This window comes from Plantactinospora sp. CA-294935, from assembly GCF_050936445.1.
Taxonomy (GTDB): domain Bacteria; phylum Actinomycetota; class Actinomycetes; order Mycobacteriales; family Micromonosporaceae; genus Plantactinospora.
The window spans coordinates 5,871,769-5,892,259 of the sequence record NZ_JBNJMU010000001.1 but is presented as its reverse complement, the minus strand read 5'-3'; the positions used below and the strand labels follow the sequence as shown (position 1 = coordinate 5,892,259).

Genomic DNA, 20,491 nt, shown 5'->3' with positions numbered 1-20,491 from the left:
CAATCCTCCGCCGGTGGGAGGAGCGGGTCACAGGGGGTTGCGCCATGCGCCTTAGGTCAGGCTAACCTAACCACGGCGTCGCCCTCCCGCACCCGATCGCACCCGAGACGACTGGAGAAGCATGTCTGCGCACCTCGTGACCCGGCGCGGCTTCCTGCGCGGCGTCGGCGCCACCGGCGTACTGTTCGGACTCGCCGCCTGCGGTGACGCCGGCTCCCCGGGCGGCGGCGCCTCCGGCGGCACCGTGCCGTTCCGCTACACCGACGGGCGGGGCCGGACCGTCGAGCTGGCCAGCCGGCCGACCCGCGTGGTCGCACAGAGCAGTGCCGCCGCCGCGCTCTGGGACGCCGGCTTCCGGGTGACCGGGGCGTACGGAGAACTGGGCACCACCGACGGGAAGCTCAACTACCAGGCCGGGAACATCGAACTGGACAAGCTCGACGTCATCGGCAGGACCTGGGGCGAGTTCAACCTGGAGCGGTACGCCGCACTGCGCCCGGAACTCCTGGTCGACCTCTCCTTCGACGACAAGACCCTCTGGTACGTCCCGCAGGCCAGTGTCGACGAGGTCGACGCACTGGCCCCGTCGATCGGCATGAAGATGCCCGGGCTCGACCTGCCACAGATCATCGACGGCTTCATGCGGCTCGCCGCGCAGCTCGGCGCCGACCCGGAGGCCGGGCCGGTGAAAGCGGCCCGGGCGGACTTCGACGCGGCGGTCGCCGAGGTGAGGGCGGCGGTCGCGGCAAAGCCGGGGCTGCGGGTACTCGCCGTCTCCCGCGACCCGGAGAAGTTCTACGTCGCCGACCCGAACGCCCACCCGGATCTCAAGCACCTGGCGGCGCTGGGCATGACGTTCGTGCTGCCGTCGGCGCAACTCGGACCCGGCGAGTACTTCCAGGAGATCAGCTGGGAGCAGATCGGCAGCTTCCCCGCCGATGTCGTCGTCTACGACGGTCGGGAGGTGACCAGCGTGGCGGGTAAGGCCGAGAAGATCCCCACCTGGACCAACCTGCCGGCGGTGAAGGCCGGTCAGGTCTACCCGTGGAAGCCGGCCGCCCCGTACAGCTACCTCGCCAGCGCGCCGATCTATCGGGACGTGGCGGGCTGGCTGGACAAGGTGAAGCCACTGGGCTGAGCCGGCCCGGAAAGCGGCTTCCGCGTCGGCATCCGGGCCGCCGGCCGCTGGATCGGGATCGGGATCCAGTTTCAAGTTGCATACATTGCAATGTCCGCATATGTTGTCCCCATCGGCGTCGACGGCGGGAGGCTGGGCAGATGGGCGCGGGCCACGACCACGGCGGCCAGGCGATGCGGGCCGGCGAGCGCCATCGCAGGCCGCTCTGGGCGGCGGTAGCCGTACTCGGCACCGTCCTGCTGCTCGAGGCCGGGGCGGCGTGGTGGACCGGTTCGCTGGCGCTGCTCTCCGACGCCGGGCACATGTTCACCGACGTGCTCGGCATCGGTCTGGCCCTGGCCGCGATCACCGCCGCCAGCCGGGCCGCCCGGCACGCCCAGCGCACCTTCGGGCTCTACCGGCTCGAAGTGCTCGCCGCGCTGGCCAACGCGGTACTGCTCTCCGGTGTGGCGATCTTCGTGATCGTCGAGGCGGTACGCCGGTTCGACGACCCGCCGGAGGTGCTGGCCGGGCCGATGCTGGTGGTCGCGATCGTCGGCCTCGCCGCCAACGTCGTGGCGTTCCTGCTGCTGCGTGCCGGCGCCAAGGAGAGTCTCAACGTCCGGGGCGCCTATCTGGAGGTGCTCGGCGACCTGCTCGGCTCGGTCGGGGTGATCGTCGCCGCCGTTGTCATCGCCACCACCGGCTGGCGCTACGCCGACCTGGTCGTGGCGGTCGCCGTCGGCCTGTTCATCCTGCCCCGCACCTGGCAACTGGCCCGGGTCGCGGTACGGGTACTGGTGCAGGCCGCGCCGCCGCACATCGACGTCGCCGCCGTGGCGACCAGCCTGACCGGCGTACCCGGCGTCGCCGGAGTGCACGACCTGCACGTCTGGACCCTGACCTCCGGGATGGACGTCGCCTCCGCACACCTCGCCCTGTCCCCCGGCGCCGACGTCGCCCCGGTACTCGCCGCCGCGCGTGCCCGGCTGCACGACGGCTTCGGCATCGACCACTGCACCCTGCAGATCGAGCCGCCCACCACGCACAAGGTGTGCCAGGACGCCGACTGGTGACGACGGCCGGTCAGGCCTCCGGTGGCCGACCTAGCACCGCCCGCCGTAGCGGGGGCGGGCAGCCGGCGCTCAGCCGGGCCGCCGGGGTGGTGCGGTGCTCTCCCGGACGACCAGCTCGGTGACGAGGTCGATCCGGGTGGTCGACAGTTCCACCCCCCGGGCCAGGTCGAGCAGCATCTGCGTGGCGGTGCCGGCCATGTCCCGCAGCGGCTGGTTGACGGTGGTGAGGGCCGGGCCGACCCAGGAGGCCACCGGCAGGTCGTCGTAGCCGATCACCGAGAGGTCCGCCGGCACGTCGAGGCCGAGCTGCCGGGCGGCCCGGAGCACCCCCAGCGCCTGCATGTCGGAACCGGCGAAGATCGCCGTTGGCCGGTCGGGCCGGGTCAGCAGCTCCAGCCCGTGCTGGTAGCCGGCGTGCGCGGCGAACATGCCGTACCGGACCAGCTCGGGGTCGACCGGGATCCCGGCCTCGTCGTGTGCCGAACGGAAACCGGCAGCCCGGGCCCGGCTGCACAGCACGTCCTCCGGGCCGGAGATGCAGGCGACCCGGCGGTGGCCCAGCTCCAGCAGGTGCCGGGTGGCGAGCAGCCCACCGTTCCAGTTGTTGGAGCCGACGGTCGGCACCGAGGCCGAGGTCGCGCTGTCGGTGTCGACCACCACCAGCGGAATCGACCGGCGCTGGAGCTGCTGCCGCTGCGGCTCGGTCAGGTGGCAGAGCACCAGCAGTACGCCGAGCGGCCGCCGCAGCAGTACCCCCTCCAGCCACTGCTGTGAGGGCCGGTGCTCGCCGCCCAACTGGGAGAGCACCACGTCGACCTTGGCGGCGCCGGTCACCGCCTGCACGCCGTGAATGATCTCCGTCGCCCAGCCCGAGTCGAGCTGGTGGAAGACCAGGTCGATCTGCTCCACCTCGGTCGGTTGGCGTTTCGTGCGACGTCGGTACCGGTGCCGTTCGAGGCTGGCCTCGACCCGGGCCCGGGTGTCCGGCGCCACGTCAGAGCGGCCGTTGAGGACCTTGGAGACGGTCGTCAGGGAGACCCCGACCTCGTCGGCGATGGTCGCGATCGTCGCGGCACCGGTACTGACGATCCGCCGGGACCTCGTCATCGACAGCCTCCCGCAACTATCCGAAACTTTCGGTGCGAAACCCTAACACCGGGCGGACCCGCCACGGTTCGATCTTGCGGCGACATCCGGCTGACCGTCCGGACCGCTCTACGCACGATATGCGATGTGGTCACGGATCCAGCAGTTCAGACACCCTTGACACATCTTCGCCACGACGCATAGGTTCCCCCGCACAGGTAACGCGGATATTGCCGAAAGTTTCGAAGACTCGCCGGCCTGACCAGCCCACTGTCCGGACCGGACGGTGCCACGGTCGGCCCGAAGGGGTGGCATGAAGAGCCAGTTGCCCGTGGCCCGGGGCGCCACGACGGACATCGCCGCGCCATGGCGCGATCCGCGACTCTCCGCCACCGACCGGGCCGAGGCTCTCATCCCCCTCATGTCGCTGGAGGAGAAGGTCGCCCAACTGGTCGGGGTGTGGGTCGGCGCCGACGCCTCCGGCGAGGGGGTCGCCCCGCACCAGTTCGAGATGATGGACGACGCGCCGCGGTGGGACGACGTCATCCGGCACGGGCTCGGCCAGCTCACCCGCCCGTTCGGCACCGCGCCGGTCGACCCGGTCGCCGGCGCGCGTTCACTGGCGGCCTCACAGGCCGAGATCGTCGCGGCGAGCCGGTTCGGCATTCCGGCCCAGGTCCACGAGGAGTGCCTCACCGGCTTCGCCGCCTGGCGGGCCACCGTCTATCCCGCGCCGCTGAGCTGGGGAGCCTCCTTCGATCCCGAGCTGGTCGAGGAGGCGGCGGGCCGGATCGCCCGCTCCATGCGCGCCGCCGGGGTGCACCAGGGCCTGGCCCCGGTGCTGGACGTGACCCGGGACTACCGGTGGGGCCGGACCGAGGAGACCATCGGCGAGGACCCGTACCTGGTCGGCACGATCGGCGCGGCGTACGTGCGGGGCTTGGAGCAGGGCGGCGTCGTCGCCACCCTGAAGCACTTCGCCGGCTACTCGGCATCCCGGGGCGGCCGCAACCTCGCCCCGGTACCGATGGGGCGCCGGGAACTCGCCGACGTCATCCTGCCGCCGTTCGAGATGGCGCTGCGCCTCGGTGGCGCCCGCTCGGTGATGAACTCCTACGCCGAGATCGACGGCGTACCGGTCGCCGCCGACGAGAGCCTGCTGACCGGCCTGCTCCGCGACGAGTGGGGCTTCACCGGCACGGTGGTCGGCGACTACTTCGCGGTCCGGTTCCTCCAGACCCTGCACCGGGTCGCCGCCGAGCCCGGCGACGCCGCCCGGCTCGCGCTGCGGGCCGGCATCGACGTCGAACTGCCCACTGTGGACGCCTTCGGCGCCCCGCTGGTCGAGGCGGTCCGCGCCGGCGCGGTCGACGAGGCGCTGGTCGACCGGGCCCTGCGCCGGGTACTCGCGCAGAAGGCCGAGCTCGGCCTGCTCGACGAGGACTGGCGGCCGGTGCCCGACGACGTCGAACGGCTGCGCCTGGACGACGAGGTCAGCCGGGACGTCTCGCTGCGACTGGCCCGGGAGTCCGTCGTCCTGCTCCGCAACGGCGACGGCGTGCTGCCGCTGGCCCCGGAGCAACGGGTGGCGCTGGTCGGCCCGCTCGCCGACGACCCGATCGGCATGCTCGGCTGCTACACCTTCCCCGCCCACGTCGGAGTGCGGCATCCCGAGCACGGGCTCGGGGTGGAGATCCCCTCGCTGCGCGACGCCCTGCGCGAGTTCCACCCCGGACTGCGGTACGCGCCGGGCTGCGGCATCACCGGCGACGACACCTCCGGCTTCGCCGAGGCCGTGGCCGCCGCGCGGGAGTCCGACGTCTGCGTACTCGCCGTCGGTGACCGGGCCGGTCTGTTCGGTCGGGGGACCTCGGGCGAGGGATGTGACGCCGTCGACCTGCGGCTGCCGGGCGTACAGGCCGAACTGGTGGCGGCGGTGCTCGGCACCGGTACCCCGGTGGTGCTGGTGCTGCTGGCCGGTCGCCCGTACGCGCTCGGCGACGAGTTCGACCCGGCCGCCGCCGTCGTGGCAGGCTTCTTCCCCGGTCAGCGGGGCGGGCAGGCGCTCGCCGAGGTGCTCACCGGCGCGGTGAACCCGTCCGGACGGCTGCCGGTGAGCGTGCCCCGGGACGCCGGTGGGCTGCCCGCCAGCTATCTCGCCCCGCCGCTGGGCCACCGCTCGGAGGTGTCGTCGGTCGACCCGACCCCGGCGTTCCCGTTCGGGCACGGACTGAGCTACACGACGTTCGAGTGGGGTACCCCGGAGGTCGTCGGGCCGGACGGGCGGCCGGAGGTGGATCCGGACCTGGTCACCGGCTGGCCGGTCGACGGCGAGGTGACCGTCCGGGTCGCGGTCCGCAACACCGGCTCCCGGGCCGGCACCGAGGTGGTGCAGCTCTACCTGCACGATCCCGTCGCGCAGACCACCCGACCGGTGGTCCGGCTGGTCGGCTACACCCGGGTCCCGCTGGAGGCCGGCCAGGCGGCGTACGCGACGTTCACGGTCCCGGCCGACGTCACCTCGTTCACCGGGCTGCACGGCCGGCGGATCGTCGAGCCGGGCGACGTGGAGCTGCGGTTCGGCCGCTCCAGCGGTGACCAGGCGGCGACGATCCGGCTCCGCCTCACCGGCGCCGAACGCGAGGTCGGCCACCGGCGGCGGTTGCTGTCGCCGGCCCGGGTCGAGCCGGTCCCCACGCTCCCGCCCACCGCCGCGGAGGTACGAGGATGAGTGCACCCACAACCGCGGGCCCACCGCCCGTGACCGTCGAGCCCGACCGGCCGGACCCCGGCGCCACCGGCCGCCGGTCCCGAAAACACCGCCGGACGTGGCGGCAGGCGATCCGCCGGGACTGGCAGCTCTACTCGCTGGCGATCCTGCCGCTGCTGTTCTTCCTGACATTCCGGTACCTGCCGATGCTCGGCAACATCATCGCGTTCCGGCGCTTCCAGCCCGGCGGCAACGTCTTCGGCGAGTACTGGGTCGGCCTGCGCTACGTGAAGATGTTCCTGTCCGACCCGACGTTCTGGGAAGTCTTCACCAACACCCTGATCCTGGGCACGCTGACCCTGGTGGTCTGCTTCCCGCTGCCGGTCATCCTGGCGCTGCTGCTCAACGAGGTCCGGACCCGCAAGCTCAAACGGTTCGTCCAGTCGGTCTCCTACCTGCCGCACTTCCTGTCGATCGTGATCGTGGCCGCGATGGTGATGCAGCTACTCTCCACCGACGGCACGGTGAACCAGCTCGTGCAGGCCACCGGCGGGGATCCCGTCCCGTTCCTGCAACGGCCCGAGTGGTTCCGCACCATCTACGTCTCCTCGGAGGTGTGGCAGACGGTCGGCTGGGGCACGATCCTCTACCTCGCCGCCCTGACCACGATCGACGACAACCTCTACGAGGCGGCCCGGATCGACGGCGCCAACCGGTGGCGGCAGACCTGGCACGTCACCCTGCCCGGCATCCGGCCCACGATGGTCACGCTGCTGATCCTCAACATCGGTACGTTCATGGCGGTCGGCTTCGAGAAGATCCTGCTGCTCTACAACCCGTTGACGTACCCGACAGCGGACGTGATCTCCACGTACCTGTTCCGGATGGCGTTCCAGTCCAGCAACTTCAGCTACGCCGCCGCGATCGGACTCTTCGAGGCCCTGATCGGGCTGACCCTGGTCCTGTCCGCGAACGCGATCTCCCGTCGCACAGTGGGGACGAGCCTGTGGTGACCGTGGATTCCAGCACCGTACGACCCGAAGCCGCCGACCCGGAGCGGGCCACCGAGCGGCTCGGCCGGCCCCGGCGACGGCGGGGCATCCAGACCACCCGGGGCTACCGGGTGTTCCAGGTGATCAACGCCATCGTGCTGACCGGCGTCGTGGTGGTGACGCTGTACCCGTTCCTCAACATCGTGGCCCGGTCGCTCAGCGACGAGGCGTACATCATCGCCGGCCAGGTCAGCGTGGTGCCGCGCGGCTTCAACATCGACACCTACAAGCTGGTGATGTCGGACTCGCTGTTCTGGACCAACTACCGGAACACGGTGGTCTACACCGTCGTCGCCACGGCCATCGCGATGGTCCTGACCACCTGCTTCGCCTACGTGCTCTCCAAGCACCACCTCAAGGGCCGCACCGTGCTGATCGGCATCGCGGTCTTCACCATGTTCTTCAACGGCGGGCTGATCCCCAACTACGTCCTGATCAGCAGCCTGGGCATGACGAACACCATCTGGGCGATCGTGCTGCCGAACGCGATCAGCGTCTTCAACCTGCTGGTCATGAAGGCGTTCTTCGAGAGCCTGCCGGTGGAGCTGGAGGAGGCCGCCGCCGTCGACGGCCTGAACACGTACGGGATCCTGCTGCGGATCGTGCTGCCGCTGTCGAAAGCGGTGATCGCCACGATGATCCTCTTCTACGCCGTCTCCTTCTGGAACTCGTGGTTCTCCGCCTTCCTCTACATGGATCGGCAGGATCTGCTGCCGGTCACCGTCTATCTGCGCAACCTGATCGCCGGGGCCGTCGGCGCGGAGAACGTCGGCGCCATCAACGAGGCGAACGAGGTACAGGCCGAGGCGACGCTCAAGGCCGTGACCATCGTGCTCACCACCCTGCCCATCCTGCTGGTCTACCCCTTCGTGCAGCGGTATTTCGTGTCGGGCGTGATGCTCGGCGCGGTGAAGGGATAGCCCGGCAGGCGGAGGTGAGCCGTCGAACCCACGAACCACCAGCGAAAGGAAGCCTGATGTTCCAACGAGCCCGGCGCCGAGCAGCGGTGGTCGCTGCCGGCGCGCTCACCCTCTCGCTCGTCGCCTGCGGCAGTGGCGACGATGCGGAGTCCGAGGACCTCTCGGAGAACCGCGCCGGCGCAATGGCCGAACTCGGCGTCAACCAGCAGTTCAAGGCGACCGAGCCGGTCTCCTTCTCCATCCTCTACAACAACCACCCGAACTATCCGCTGAAGAACGACTGGCTGTTCTGGACGGAGCTGAACAAGCGGACCAACGTCACGCTGGAGCCGGTCGCCGTACCGCTGAGCGACTACGAGCAGAAGCGCAGCCTGCTGATCGGTGCCGGCGACGCACCGATGATCATCCCGAAGACGTACCCGCCCCAGGAGGACACCTTCGTCTCCTCCGGTGCCATCCTTCCGGTCAGCGACTATCTCGACCTGATGCCGAACTTCAAGGACAAGATCGAGAAGTGGAACCTCACTCCTGAGATCAACCAGCGGCGCCAGGCGGACGGCAAGTTCTATCTGCTGCCCGGGGTGCACGAGAAGCCCTGGCACGACTACTCGCTCGCGATGCGGACCGACATCCTCGAGGAACTGAACCTGGAGATCCCGAAGACCTGGGACGAGCTCTACACCGTACTCAAGGCGATGAAGGCGGCGTACCCGAACACCTTCCCGTTCTCCGACCGGTTCAGCCAGCCCAACCCGGCCGGCAACCTGCTGAACATCCTCGCGGCCTCGTACGGCATGGAGGGCGCCGGCTGGAACTTCCAGCACGTGAGCTGGGACCCGAGCGCCAAGAAGCTCTTCTACACCGCCGCGAGCGACAAGTACAGGGAGATGTTGACCTACCTCAACAAGCTGGTGAAGGAGGGGCTGCTCGACCCGGAGAGCTTCACCCAGACCGACGACAACGCCCGGCAGAAGCTGGCCAACGGCAAGTCGTTCGTGATCAGCAGCAACGCGCAGACGCTGGTCAACGACTACCGCCCGGACCTGGCGAAGACTCTGCCGAACGCGAAGCTGACCAAGATCCCGCTGCCGATCGGCCCGGCCGGCGAGATCAACCCGGCCCCCCGGCTGGAGAACGGCATCATGATCTCCAAGAAGGCCCGGGACAGCAAGAACTTCGTCGCCATGATGCAGTTCATCGACTGGCTGTTCTACTCCGACGACGGGCAGACGTTCGCCCGCTGGGGCGTCGAGGGCACCACCTTCGTCAGGGACGCCTCCGGCAAGCCCACCCTGGCCCCCGACGTCAACGTCATCGGGCTGAACCCCAAGGCTCCCAAGCACCTGCAGAAGGACTTCGGGTTCTACAACGGCGTCTTCGCCTACGGCGGCAAGCCGGAGCTGGTGCAGTCCTTCTTCTCCCCCGAGGAGCAGGAGTTCCAGAAGGTGATGAACGCCCGTACGCCACGGGCGGTGGCGCCGCCGTACCCGTTCACGGACGAGGAGCGCGAGCAGGTGTCGCTGTGGCAGACGCCGCTGCGGGACTTCGTCTACCAGGCGACCCTGCAGTTCATCCTCGGTCAGCGGGACCTCGCCCAGTGGGACGCCTACCTGGCCGAGCTGAAGGGCAAGAACATGGACGCCTACATGGACCAGGTGCAGAAGGCGTACGAGCGGTACCAGAAGGAACACGGCTGACCTTCCCGGTCCGGTCGTGCCCGCCGCGGGCGCGACCGGACCGGGTGTCGGCGCAGCGGTTCGCCCGCACCACCGGTGCGGGCGGGTCCGCGCGACACGGAACAGAGGACCACGATGCACATCCGCGTACCGGAGCAGCCGAGCGGTCGGCTGACCGACGCCTGGCGGGCCTGCGTCGGCACGGGCCGCTTCGACCTGGCGCTGCGGCGTGACTACCAGGACTCCCTCGCGCTGGTACAGCGGGAGATCGGCTTCCGGCACATCCGCGGGCACGGGCTGCTCAGCGACGGTGTCGGCGTCTACCGGCCCTACCAGCACCAGGGCTCGCGCCGGATCCAGCACAACTTCAGCTACGTCGACCAGGTGGTCGACGCCTATCTCGAACTCGGCATCCGGCCCTTCGTCGAGCTGGGCTTCATGCCGGCCGCGCTCGCCTCCGGCGACCAGACCGTCTTCTGGTGGCAGGGCAACGTCACCCCGCCCCGCTCGGAGTCGGAGTGGACCGATCTGGTCAGGGCCACCGTCGGGCACCTGGTCGACCGGTACGGCCTCGCCGAGGTACGCCGCTGGCCGATCGAGGTGTGGAACGAGCCGAACCTGGAGCAGTTCTGGCAGGGCGCCGACGAGAAGGCGTACCACCGGCTCTACGAGGTGACCGCGCACGCCGTCAAGGAGGTGGACGCCGACCTCCAGGTGGGCGGGCCGGCCATCTCCCCCGGCGCCGACGAGTGGCTGCCGCGCTTCGCCGAGTTCGTCGCGGCCCGTGACGTGCCGGTCGACTTCGTCAGCAAGCACGCGTACACCTCCGGGCCGGCCCAGCACGTGCCGTTCGGCGTACACCAGACGCTGGCTCCGGCATCCCGGCTGCTGGAGCAGTTCGGCACGCCGAGGGAGCTGCTCCGGGACACCGCCCTGGCCGGACTGCCGGTGCACGTCACCGAGTTCAACTCGTCGTACCGGCCGGACAACCCGATCCACGACACGGCGTTCCACGCCGCGTACCTGGCCCCGGTGCTGGCGGGCGGCGGTGAGCTGGTCGACTCCTTCTCGTACTGGACCTTCAGCGACATGTTCGAGGAGGTCGGCATCCCGACCTCGCTCTTCCACGGCGGCTTCGGTCTGCTCACCCACCGCCAGATCAAGAAACCCACCTACCACCTGTACGCCTTCCTGGCCCGGCTCGGTGACCAGGTGCTGGCGCGCGGCACCGACCACCTGGTGACCCGGGACTCCGCCGGCCGGATCGCGGTGCTCGCCTGGGCCCCGGTGGACGTCACCGGGGCGGCACCCGTCGACCGGCATCGGGTGGCGCTCTCCGTCCCGGTCGGACCGCCGGGCGCCACCTCCGCCTTCCTGCTCCGCGCGACGGTCAACGAGGAGCTGGGCAACGCCTGGACGGCCTGGTCGGAGATGGGTCGGCCGCGCTCGCCGCGCCCCGGCCAGCTCGACGCGCTGCGGGAGGCGGCCGAGCCGGCCCGCACCCATCGGAGCCTGCCGGTCGTGGCCGGCCGGGCCGATCTCGACCTGACCCTGGCCCGGCACGAGGTGACCCTGGTAGAGATCACGGCGGTGGTCGACGAGACCCCGCCGTGGTGGGACGAGGACCGGCTCCTCGGCCTGGCACCGGCGGACCGAACGCCCCGAGAGGAGCCGGAGTGAACGACACGAGGCAGGCCGGCAGCCGGTTCGGGACCGGACCGCTGTCCCGGGCCATGGCGCTGCTCTACAGCCTGCTGGTGGTGGAGCTGCTGCTGGTGCTGACCACGCTGCCCGGCCTGGTCCCGCTCTTCCTGCTGGACCGGCACGCCAGCAACCTTCCACTGGTCGCGCTCTGCGCGCTGCCGCTCGGGCCGGCCCTCTCCGCCGCGCTGTACGCGCTGCGCCACCACCGCCCGGACCTGACCGAGCTGAACCCGGCGACCCTGTTCTGGCGCGGCTACCGGGCCAACGCCCGGGGCGTACTGGCGATCTGGCTGCCCTGGCTGGCCTGGCTGACCATCGTCGCGCTGAACCTCAGCTACTTCGGCGCCGCCGGCGTACCCGGATGGTGGCGGGTACCGCTGCTGCTGGTGGCGCTCGGCGTCACCCTGTGGGGGATCAACGCCCTGGTGATCACGTCGCTGTTCAGCTTCCGGATCCGGGACGTCGCCCGGCTGGCGATGCACTTCCTCGGGCACACCCCCGGGGTCACCCTCGGCAACGCCTGCCTGCTGGTGGTGGCGGCCGGCGTCGTCTGGGTCTCCTCCGAGGCGGTACTCGGGCTGCTCGGTTCGGTGCTGACGCTGGCCCTGCTCCGCAACTGCCGCCCACTGGTCAGCAAGGTCGAAGAGGAGTTCACCGCGTGAGCGAGCGCAGCGAGCGAACCATCAAACCCGGCGCCGACGAGCCTCAGGACGGCACGGAGCGCAGCGGAGTGCCGGCATGAGCCTGCCCGCCATTCCGAAGGTCGCATTCGGCGGGGACTACAACCCCGAGCAGTGGCCCGAGGACGTCTGGAAGGAGGACTACCGGCTCTTCGACGCCGCCCGGATCGACACCGTCACGCTCGGCGTCTTCGACTGGGCGCTGACCCAACCCGGGCCGGACGTCTACGACTTCAGCCTGCTGGACCGGATCGTCGAGCAGGCCACCGCGCAGCGCCGGCAGATCTGCCTGGCCACCGGCACCGGCGCGCACCCGGCCTGGCTGGCCCGGGCCCACCCGGAGGTGACCCGGACGGACTTCGAGGGCCGCAAGCACCGGTACGGCCAGCGGCACAACTCCTGCCCCAGCTCTCCCGTCTTCCGTCGACTCTCCACCGAACTGGCCCGGCGGATCGCCCGCCGGTACGGCGGCAACCCGGCGGTCGTCGCCTGGCACGTCGGCAACGAGTACGGCGGCGCCTGCTACTGCGACCTCTGTGCCGCCGGCTTCCGCGACTGGCTGCGCGACCGGTACGGCAGCATCGACGCGCTCAACGCGGCCTGGTACACCACCTTCTGGTCGCACACCTTCACCGACTGGGCCGAGATCGAGCCGCCGTCGGCGCTGACCGAGCACTGGCGCGGGCCGAACCACACCGCCTTTCAGGGCATCACCCTCGACTACCTGCGCTTCATGTCGGACGCGATGCTGGCCAACTTCTCCGACGAGAAGGCGGCCATCCGGGAGTCGAGTCCGGACGTCCCGGTAACCACGAACTTCATGGGGATGTACCGGCCGATCGACTACCACCGCTGGGCCCCGCACCTCGACTTCGCCTCCTGGGACAACTACCCGCCGGACGACAACTCCCCGGCCTGGATGGCGCTGGCCCACGACCTGATGCGCGGGCTCAAGGGCGGCCAGCCGTTCTGGCTGATGGAGCAGACCCCGAGCTACACCGCGTCCCGGGACGTCAACCCGCTGAAGCGGCCCGGGGTGATGCGGCTGTGGAGCTGGCAGGCGGTGGCGCACGGCGCCGACGCCGTGCTCTTCTTCCAGATGCGCGCCTCGCGCGGCGCCTGCGAGAAATACCACGGCGCGGTGATCGGGCACGCCGGGCGGCAGGACACCCGGGTCTTCCGGGAGGTGGCCGAACTCGGCGCCGAGCTGGACCGGCTCGGCCCGGCGACGCTGGGCGGCCGGACCCCGGCCCGGGTCGCCCTGCTCTTCGACTGGGACAGCTGGTGGGCGTTGGAGATCTCCGACGGCCCGTCCCGGCTGCTGCGCTACCAGCAGATCGTGCACGCGTACTACCGGGCGCTCTGGGAGGCCGGGGTCGACGTCGACGTCGTACCGGTGACCGCCGACCTCGCCGGCTACCAGGTGGTGGTCGCGCCGGCACTGCACATGCTCAAGGGTGACCTGGCGCAGCGGCTGGCGGCGGTGGCCGAGCGCGGCGGTTCGGTGCTGACCACCTTCCTGTCCGGCCGGGTCGACGAGGACGACAACGCCTTCCTGATGGACGTGCCGGGTCCGCTCGGGCCGCTGATGGGCATCCGGATCGACGAGTGGGACGCCCGTCCGCCCGAGGTGGTCAATCCGGTACGCCTGCACGGCGCCGGCCCGGACGTGGAGGTCGAGGTCGAATCGCGGCTTCTCTTCGAGCTGGTGATACCGCAGGGTGCCGAGGTGCTCGGCACGTACCAGGCGGACTTCTACGCCGGTACTCCGGCGGTCACCCGGAACAGCTACGGCGCCGGCCACGGCTGGTACGTCGCCGCCGGCCTCGACCAGCCGGGAGTGCACTGGGTGGTCCGCCGGGTACTGGAGCGGCACGACCTGGTCGGGCCGTACGCGGACGTGCCCGGCCTGGAGTCGACGGTGCGGGTCGGCCCGGACGGGACGCGGCTGCGATTCCTGCTCAACCACGGTGCCGAACCGGTCGAGACGGCGGCGCACACCGCCGGTACCGACCTGCTCGGCGGGGGCCGGATCGAGCCGGGCCAGCCGATCCGGCTCGCCCCGTCGGGCGTGCTGGTGCTGCGCGAGGACCCGGTCCCGGCCCGACCGGCGACGAATCCTGACAACTTCCGGGCAGGGACGCCATGACCGCCGACGGGTCGGGCACCGGCCGGGTCGGCGCCGACCCGACGTCTGCGCATCCGGCCTGGTTGCCGCCGGAGGCGTTCCGGGCGATCGGTTCGGGCCGGACGCTGGTCTGCGGCGACGGCATGCTCGTGGCGACGGTGCGGGACGAGGTCGCCCGGGCCTGCGCCCGCTACGGCGGCACGGTCGGCCACCTGCCCGGCGGGGCGGCCGGGCCGGAGCGGACCGGCGACAGCGACAGCGACGGCAACAGCGACAGCGACAGCGACGGGCGGTACGACCTGGTGTTCGCGCTCGGCACGACCGGGCTGCTGCCGGCCGGTGCGGCGCTCGCGGCCGAGGTCGGGCGCGGGCTGGGACCGGATCGCGGCGGGCTCGGCCCGGAGGGCTTCGCGCTGGCCCGCCGGGACGGCGTCACGGCGGTGCTGGCCGACCAGCCGGCCGGGCTGCTCTACGGCCTGTTCCACGTCGTCCGGCTCGGCCCGGCGGCGTTCGGCGCCGACCGGCCGGTCGAGCGGCACCGGCCGGCGATGCGGCTACGGCTGGTCAGTCACTGGGACAACGTCGACGTGCATCCGGTGATGGGGCAGGTCGAGCGCGGCTACGCGGGCGGGTCGATCTTCTGGTGCGACGGTGCGCCGCGCCGCGACCCCGACCGGGTACGCGACTACGCGCGGCTGCTGGCCGCCTGCGGCATGAACGCGATGACGGTCAACAACGTCAACGTGTACGGCACGGCGACCCGGCTGCTGACCGACCGGCTCGACGACGTCGCCGCGATCGCGGACCTGGTCCGCCCGTACGGGATCCGGGTGCACCTGTCGGTCAACTTCGCCGCGCCGGTCACCCTCGGCGAGCTGCCCACCGCCGACCCGCTCGACGGCGACGTGCGGGCCTGGTGGACCAGGGCCGCCGGGCGGCTCTACGAGACCATCCCGGACTTCGGCGGCTTCATGGTGAAGGCCGACTCCGAGGGGCAGCCGGGCCCGTACCGGTACGGGCGCACCCACGCCGACGGCGCCAACATGCTCGCCGACGCCCTGGCGCCGTACGGCGGGGTGGTGCACTGGCGTGCCTTCGTCTACAACCACCGACAGGACTGGCGAGACCGGTCCACCGACCGGGCCCGGGCGGCGTACGACCACTTCACGCCCCTGGACGGCCGGTTCCGGGACAACGTGATCGTGCAGGTGAAGCACGGTCCGATGGACTTCCAGACCCGCGAGCCGGTCTCCCCGGTGCTCGCGGCCATGCCCGGCACCCGGCTGGCGGTGGAGGTGCAGGCGACCCAGGAGTACACCGGACAGCAGCGGCACGTCTGCTATCTGGGTCCGTGCTGGAGCGAGGTGCTCCGGTTCGCGCCCTGGGGTCCGGGCCGGCCGACGGTCGCCTCGGTGGCCGCCGGCACGGCGGGAGACGACGGCGGCGTTGCCGCTTCCGGGGGCGGCGGTCTGGTGGTCGTCTCCAACGTCGGCGACGACCACTACTGGACCGGACACCCGCTGGCCCAGGCCAACCTGTACGCCGTCGGCCGGCTGGCCTGGGCACCTGACCTCGACCCGCTGGCCGTACTCGACGAGTGGATCGACCTCACCTTCACACCGTCGGCGACCGCCGATCCCGACCTGCTGCGCGGGACGCTGCACGCGCTGCTGGACGACTCGTGGCGCGGCTACGAGCGGTACACCGCACCGCTCGGGGTCGGTTTCATGGTCGCGCCGGGGCACCACTACGGCCCGGACGTGGACGGCTACGAGTACTCGCGGTGGGGCACCTACCACTTCGCCGACCGGGACGGCGTCGGAGTGGACCGCACCCGGGCCACCGGAACCGGGTTCACCGGCCAGTACCCGCAGCCCTGGGCGGACCGGTACGAGTCGCTGGAAACCTGCCCGGACGAGTTGCTGCTCTTCTTCCACCACGTGCCCTACCAGCACGTACTGCACTCCGGGTCGACGGTGATCCAGCACATCTACGACACCCATTTCGCCGGTGTCGAGCAGGTGGCGGAGATGGTGCGCCGGTGGGAGCGGATCGGCCCGGCGGGTCTGCTGGATCCGGCGTTGCACGCCCGGGTGACCGACCGGCTCGCGGAGCAGTTGCGCTGTGCCGAGGAGTGGCGCGACAAGGTGAACACCTACTTCCTCCGCAAGTCCGGAGTACCGGACGCGCACGGCCGCCGGATCCACTGAACCCGCCGGCCGGTGGCCGCCGCCGACCGCCGGCGCGTCCGCCAGGCCACCTGCCACCTGCGGTCCGGGCCCCGACACGCCTTGTACGATGTCGTCCCGGAGGAAAGTTGAGGTAGGTGGCCAGCCAAGCCGAGCCCGGTGCCGAGCCCCGGATCCCGTTGAGCCGCGAGCGGGTGCTGCGGGCCGCGGTCGACGTCGCCGACTCCGGCGGCATCGAGTCGCTGACGATGCGTCGTCTCGCGGAGCACCTCGGGGCCGAGGCGATGTCGCTCTACTACCACGTCGCCAACAAGGAGGACGTGCTCGACGGCGTCGTGGACGTGATCGCGACGGAGATCAACGAGGTCGTCGACCGGATCGACGTACCGGCCAGCGGCGCCGACTGGAAGAAGGCGGTACGCCAGCGGATCCTCTCCGCCCGCGAGGTCCTGCTCCGGCACCGGTGGGCTCCCGGGGTCTTCGAGACCCGCACCAACACCAGCCCGGCGGTGCTGCGCTACTACGACGCCCTGCTCGGCCTGATGCGCGACGGCGGCTTCTCCTACGACCTGGCGCACCGCGCGCTGCACGCGCTGGGCAGTCGGGCGTTGGGTTTCACCCAGGAGTTGTTCGACCCGAACAGCGGTGCGGGTAGCGCCGATCCGGCGGCCGCGATGGCGGAGATGGCCGGGCAGTTCCCACACCTGGTCGGGATGCTGACCGAGATCGCCCACGACGATCCCGACTCGACGCTGGGCTGGTGTGACGACCAGAGCGAGTTCGAGTTCGGGCTCGACCTGATCCTGGACGGCCTGGACCGGATCCGCGAGCGCGGCTGACCGCCCCGCCGTCCGGCTTGGGCGGTCCCGACACCGTCCCATCCACCATTGGTCCCTGTTCGGGCGCGAACCCTCGACAACCTTACGCCGTACGAGTACCTTACGTTGTACGACTTACAGCGTAAGGGCGGCTACCGCGTCCACTCGGGGACACCCGCCCGTCCGCCCGCGACCGCACCTGGACAAGGAGACGACGATGAAGGCGGCAGTCCTGCGTTCGTACGGCCCACCCGATGCCCTGGAACTCACCGACGTACAGCGGCCCGCTCCCGGCGACGACGAGGTGCTGGTCCGGGTCCGGGCCACCTCCGTCAACCCGTACGACTGGCACCACATCCGCGGCGAGCCCCTGGTCGCCCGCCTGATGCCCGACGGCCCCGGGCTGCGCGGCCCGAGCATCGGCATTCCCGGCTGTGACATGGCGGGTCAGGTCGAGTCCGTCGGCCGGAACGTGACGGAGTTCCGCCCCGGCGACGACGTCTACGCCCTGCTGCCGGAGGGCGGCTTCGGCGAGTACGTCTGCGTCCGGGAGGACCTGCTGGCGGCCAAACCGGCGAACCTGTCCTACGAGCAGGCCGCGGCGGTGCCGATGGCCGGTGTCACCGCCCTGGTGGGGCTGCGCGACGCGGGCCGGATCCAACCCGGTCAGCGGGTACTAGTCAACGGCGCCTCCGGCGGGGTGGGCACCTTCGCCGTACAGCTCGCCCGGGCGTTCGGCGCCACCGTCACCGGCGTGTGCAGCGGCCGGAACGTCGACCTCGTCCGGTCGCTCGGCGCGGACGAGGTCGTCGACTACACCGCCGAGGACTTCACCCGGCGCGGGGGCCGCTACGATCTGCTGCTCGACAACGCCGGCAGCCGTTCCGTGTCGGCGTACCGGCGGGTGCTCACCCGCACCGGCACCCTCGTCGTCGTCGGTGGCCCGGCCGGTCGCTGGCTACAGCCTGCCGGCCGGGTCTTCGCGGCACTCGCGGTGAACCCGCTGGTCTCCCAGCGGATCGCCATGGCCGACGCGGTCCGCTGCCCGGACAAGAAGCAGTGCCTGCGACTGCTGGCCGACCTCATCGAGGAGGGCAAGGTCACCCCGGTCGTCGACCGCCGCTACCCGTTCGCGGAGATCCGGGCGGCCGTGCGCTACCAGGAGGAGGGGCACAGCCCGGGCAAGGTGGTGGTGACGCTCTGAGCGAGGTGGTGGCGACGCTCCGCGCGCCCTCCCGGCGACCCGGCGCCGGGGCGACCGGATGCTCCGGATCGCCCCGGTCGCCGGTGAGCCGGGAGTCGGTGCCGGTCAGCCGCCGCTGACCGGACGGAACGGGTCGACCGAGTGCCGGGCCTTCGCCGTCCGGTTCGTGGTCGTCGCGATCGTGTCGAACATGACCCGGCCGAGCGCCGCGTGCGCCTGCACCGCCGGGTGCGTCGCCCCGTAGTTGTCCAGGTCGGCGAGGGAGTCGGCGAACATCGCGTACGTCAGCGTCGGCGCGCCCGCCGCGTCGAACATGATCCCGGCCTCGTGCCGGGCCGCGCCCAGGTCGTCGAAGTCCGCACCGTACTTGGTGGCTACCCGGCTGCGCTCGGCCGAGGACATGTTGCGGCGCACCCCGTCGTGGTACCCGTTGATCCAGCGCAGGATGCCGAGCAGGAAGTCGGCCGACCTCGGCGTCACGATGGTCTTGTTGGCCAGTCGCCACAGCAGGTCGTGGGTTTCCCGGGGCGTGGTGACGCCGAGGAAGAACCGGTTCGGGTTGGCGACCGGCTCGACGCGGGTGTGCGTGAAGCCCAAGCTGGCGAGGATCTCGTTGATCTCCAGCGCCGGCACCACCCGTCCGCACATCCGGACCGCCGTGTTGTCCGAGACCAGCAGCATCGCGGTGAGGAAGTTGGCGACCGTGATGTCGTCGCCCCAGACGGTGTGCAGGAAGTAGCGGTAGTTTGTCGCCTTCGTAACCTTTCTATGGTGTGTGGCGTTGCGTTCGGTAGGTGTTCTGTCGAGCGTTGGGGTGCTGGGTGGTTCGTGCGGTGTGTCCGCCGGCTGCGGGTCCGTTGGAGGATTACGCGGCCTGTTTCGATGGATTGTTCTCCCGGCTGGCCCAGCGGCGCGGGTTTCGTGAGTATCTGACCGGGCTGCTCGCACCCCGTGATCGGAACAAGACCTTGACCGGTCTTGCCGGGGCAGAGCCGGTCGCCGGCGCGCAGCATGCTGCGGTGCAACGGTTGCAGTACTTCCTGTCGCAGTCCACATGGGACGCGGACGAGGTCAACCGGCGGCGGCTGGAGTTGCTGGTGAATGCTTCGGCCACCGCGCCGCACGCCCATGGTGTGATCGCGATCGACGATTCCGGCGACCGTAAGGATGGCACCGCGACGGCACACGTCGGGCGGCAGTGGCTGGGCCGTTACGGCAAGACCGACAACGGGATCGTCACCGTGACCACGGTGTGGGCCGACGAGCGTGTCTACTATCCGTTGCACGCGCAGCCGTACACCCCGGCCTCCCATTTCCCTCGCAAGCAGGCCGACCCCGAGTTCCGGACCAAGTTGCACATCGCCGCCGACCTGATCGCCAAAGCACTCGCCGCCGGCGTGACCTGCCGGGCAGTAGTGGCGGACAGCTTCTACGGCGAGCACGACGACCTGCGTGGTGCGCTCCGCCAGAGCGGGCTGGGTTTCGTCATGGCCCTCAAGCCGTCGAGGGGCACCTGGCAGTACGGTGCCGAGGCATACACGCCGAAAGACGCCGCCCGCGCCGTGCCCTGGGGCGGCCCGGACGATCCCGGCGGCTGGCACCCGGTCACGCGCACCTTCCGTGACGGGCACACCGAGACCTGGTGGGCCACCGACGCCCGACTGGGCTGGTGGGAACCCGACGGGCACACCCGCCTCGTGGTCGCCACCACCGACCCGAACACCTTGCCGGACAAGGCCACCTGGTACCTGGCCACCAACCTGCCCCGGCCCGGCGGCCCGCACGACACTACTGACGCCGCCCACGAGGCGGCGGACCTGACCGAAATCGTGCGGCTCTACGGAATCCGGCACTGGATCGAGCAAAGCTACAAGCACGTCAAGGACGAACTCGGCTGGGCCGACTTCCAAGTCCGCTCCGCCATCGCGATCCGCCGCCACCAAACGCTCGTGCACTGCGCGTTCTCGTTCTGCTGGGACACCTGGTTCGACCAACCATCCGCAAGCGACAACACCGCCACTGTCCCGGAATCCGTCCCCGACGACTCCGGAGAGAGGGGGCACCGAACCGAGCCCCACCGCTGAGCAGCCCAGCTGGCCAAAAGCCCTCCGCGCCGTCCGTGCCTGGCTCA

At 70.8% G+C, this 20,491-nt stretch carries 15 protein-coding genes; 13 read left to right on the top strand and 2 right to left on the bottom strand.

Annotated features, from left to right (window positions below):
- Positions 1-121 precede the first annotated feature (121 nt).
- A complete protein-coding gene (locus ACQEVC_RS26230) occupies positions 122-1,138 on the top strand; it encodes an ABC transporter substrate-binding protein (protein ID WP_432882346.1) in 1,017 nt (338 codons plus the stop codon).
- Positions 1,139-1,278: 140 nt separating this feature from the next.
- The gene (locus tag ACQEVC_RS26225; RefSeq protein ID WP_432882344.1) at positions 1,279-2,193 is read left to right on the top strand and encodes a cation diffusion facilitator family transporter; all 915 of its coding nucleotides are present in this window, start codon (positions 1,279-1,281) and stop codon (positions 2,191-2,193) included.
- A 69-nt stretch (positions 2,194-2,262) separates the two neighbouring features.
- Here ACQEVC_RS26225 and ACQEVC_RS26220 read toward each other — a convergent pair whose 3' ends face one another.
- Complete coding sequence (locus ACQEVC_RS26220) at positions 2,263-3,300, bottom strand: LacI family DNA-binding transcriptional regulator (protein ID WP_432882341.1); 1,038 nt, start codon at positions 3,298-3,300, stop codon at positions 2,263-2,265.
- 292 nt (positions 3,301-3,592) lie between these two features.
- Between ACQEVC_RS26220 and ACQEVC_RS26215 the strand changes: the two genes are divergently transcribed.
- From ACQEVC_RS26215 to ACQEVC_RS26170, 10 genes are all read left to right on the top strand, one after another.
- Positions 3,593-6,010: a glycoside hydrolase family 3 N-terminal domain-containing protein gene (locus ACQEVC_RS26215; RefSeq protein ID WP_432882339.1), complete on the top strand. Its 2,418-nt coding sequence runs from the start codon at positions 3,593-3,595 to the stop codon at positions 6,008-6,010.
- Positions 6,007-7,002, top strand: coding sequence for an ABC transporter permease (locus ACQEVC_RS26210; RefSeq protein WP_432882337.1), 996 nt, complete (start codon positions 6,007-6,009; stop codon positions 7,000-7,002). Before ACQEVC_RS26215 ends, ACQEVC_RS26210 begins: the two co-directional genes overlap by 4 nt.
- The gene (locus tag ACQEVC_RS26205; RefSeq protein WP_432882334.1) at positions 6,999-7,961 is read left to right on the top strand and encodes a carbohydrate ABC transporter permease; all 963 of its coding nucleotides are present in this window, start codon (positions 6,999-7,001) and stop codon (positions 7,959-7,961) included. The genes ACQEVC_RS26210 and ACQEVC_RS26205 overlap by 4 nt, the downstream gene beginning before the upstream one ends.
- A 56-nt stretch (positions 7,962-8,017) precedes the next feature.
- Complete coding sequence (locus tag ACQEVC_RS26200) at positions 8,018-9,658, top strand: ABC transporter substrate-binding protein (protein WP_432882332.1); 1,641 nt, start codon at positions 8,018-8,020, stop codon at positions 9,656-9,658.
- 114 nt (positions 9,659-9,772) lie between these two features.
- Positions 9,773-11,317, top strand: a complete 1,545-nt coding sequence (locus ACQEVC_RS26195) for a GH39 family glycosyl hydrolase (protein WP_432882330.1) — start codon at positions 9,773-9,775, stop codon at positions 11,315-11,317.
- Positions 11,314-12,003, top strand: coding sequence for a hypothetical protein (locus tag ACQEVC_RS26190; RefSeq protein WP_432882327.1), 690 nt, complete (start codon positions 11,314-11,316; stop codon positions 12,001-12,003). Before ACQEVC_RS26195 ends, ACQEVC_RS26190 begins: the two co-directional genes overlap by 4 nt.
- Positions 12,004-12,079: 76 nt before the next feature.
- The gene (locus tag ACQEVC_RS26185; protein ID WP_432882324.1) at positions 12,080-14,170 is read left to right on the top strand and encodes a beta-galactosidase; all 2,091 of its coding nucleotides are present in this window, start codon (positions 12,080-12,082) and stop codon (positions 14,168-14,170) included.
- Positions 14,167-16,359, top strand: coding sequence for an alpha-glucuronidase (locus ACQEVC_RS26180; protein ID WP_432882322.1), 2,193 nt, complete (start codon positions 14,167-14,169; stop codon positions 16,357-16,359). Before ACQEVC_RS26185 ends, ACQEVC_RS26180 begins: the two co-directional genes overlap by 4 nt.
- A 116-nt stretch (positions 16,360-16,475) precedes the next feature.
- Complete coding sequence (locus ACQEVC_RS26175; RefSeq protein WP_432882319.1) at positions 16,476-17,177, top strand: TetR/AcrR family transcriptional regulator; 702 nt, start codon at positions 16,476-16,478, stop codon at positions 17,175-17,177.
- Between the two features lie 196 nt (positions 17,178-17,373).
- Positions 17,374-18,360, top strand: coding sequence for an NAD(P)-dependent alcohol dehydrogenase (locus ACQEVC_RS26170; protein WP_432882316.1), 987 nt, complete (start codon positions 17,374-17,376; stop codon positions 18,358-18,360).
- A 105-nt stretch (positions 18,361-18,465) separates the two neighbouring features.
- Here ACQEVC_RS26170 and ACQEVC_RS26165 read toward each other — a convergent pair whose 3' ends face one another.
- Positions 18,466-19,041, bottom strand: a complete 576-nt coding sequence (locus tag ACQEVC_RS26165) for a serine hydrolase (protein WP_432882313.1) — start codon at positions 19,039-19,041, stop codon at positions 18,466-18,468.
- Between the two features lie 113 nt (positions 19,042-19,154).
- On the opposite strand from ACQEVC_RS26165, the gene ACQEVC_RS26160 reads away from it, so the two are divergent.
- A complete protein-coding gene (locus ACQEVC_RS26160; protein ID WP_432881180.1) occupies positions 19,155-20,444 on the top strand; it encodes an IS701 family transposase in 1,290 nt (429 codons plus the stop codon).
- The last annotated feature ends 47 nt before the right edge of the window (positions 20,445-20,491 follow it).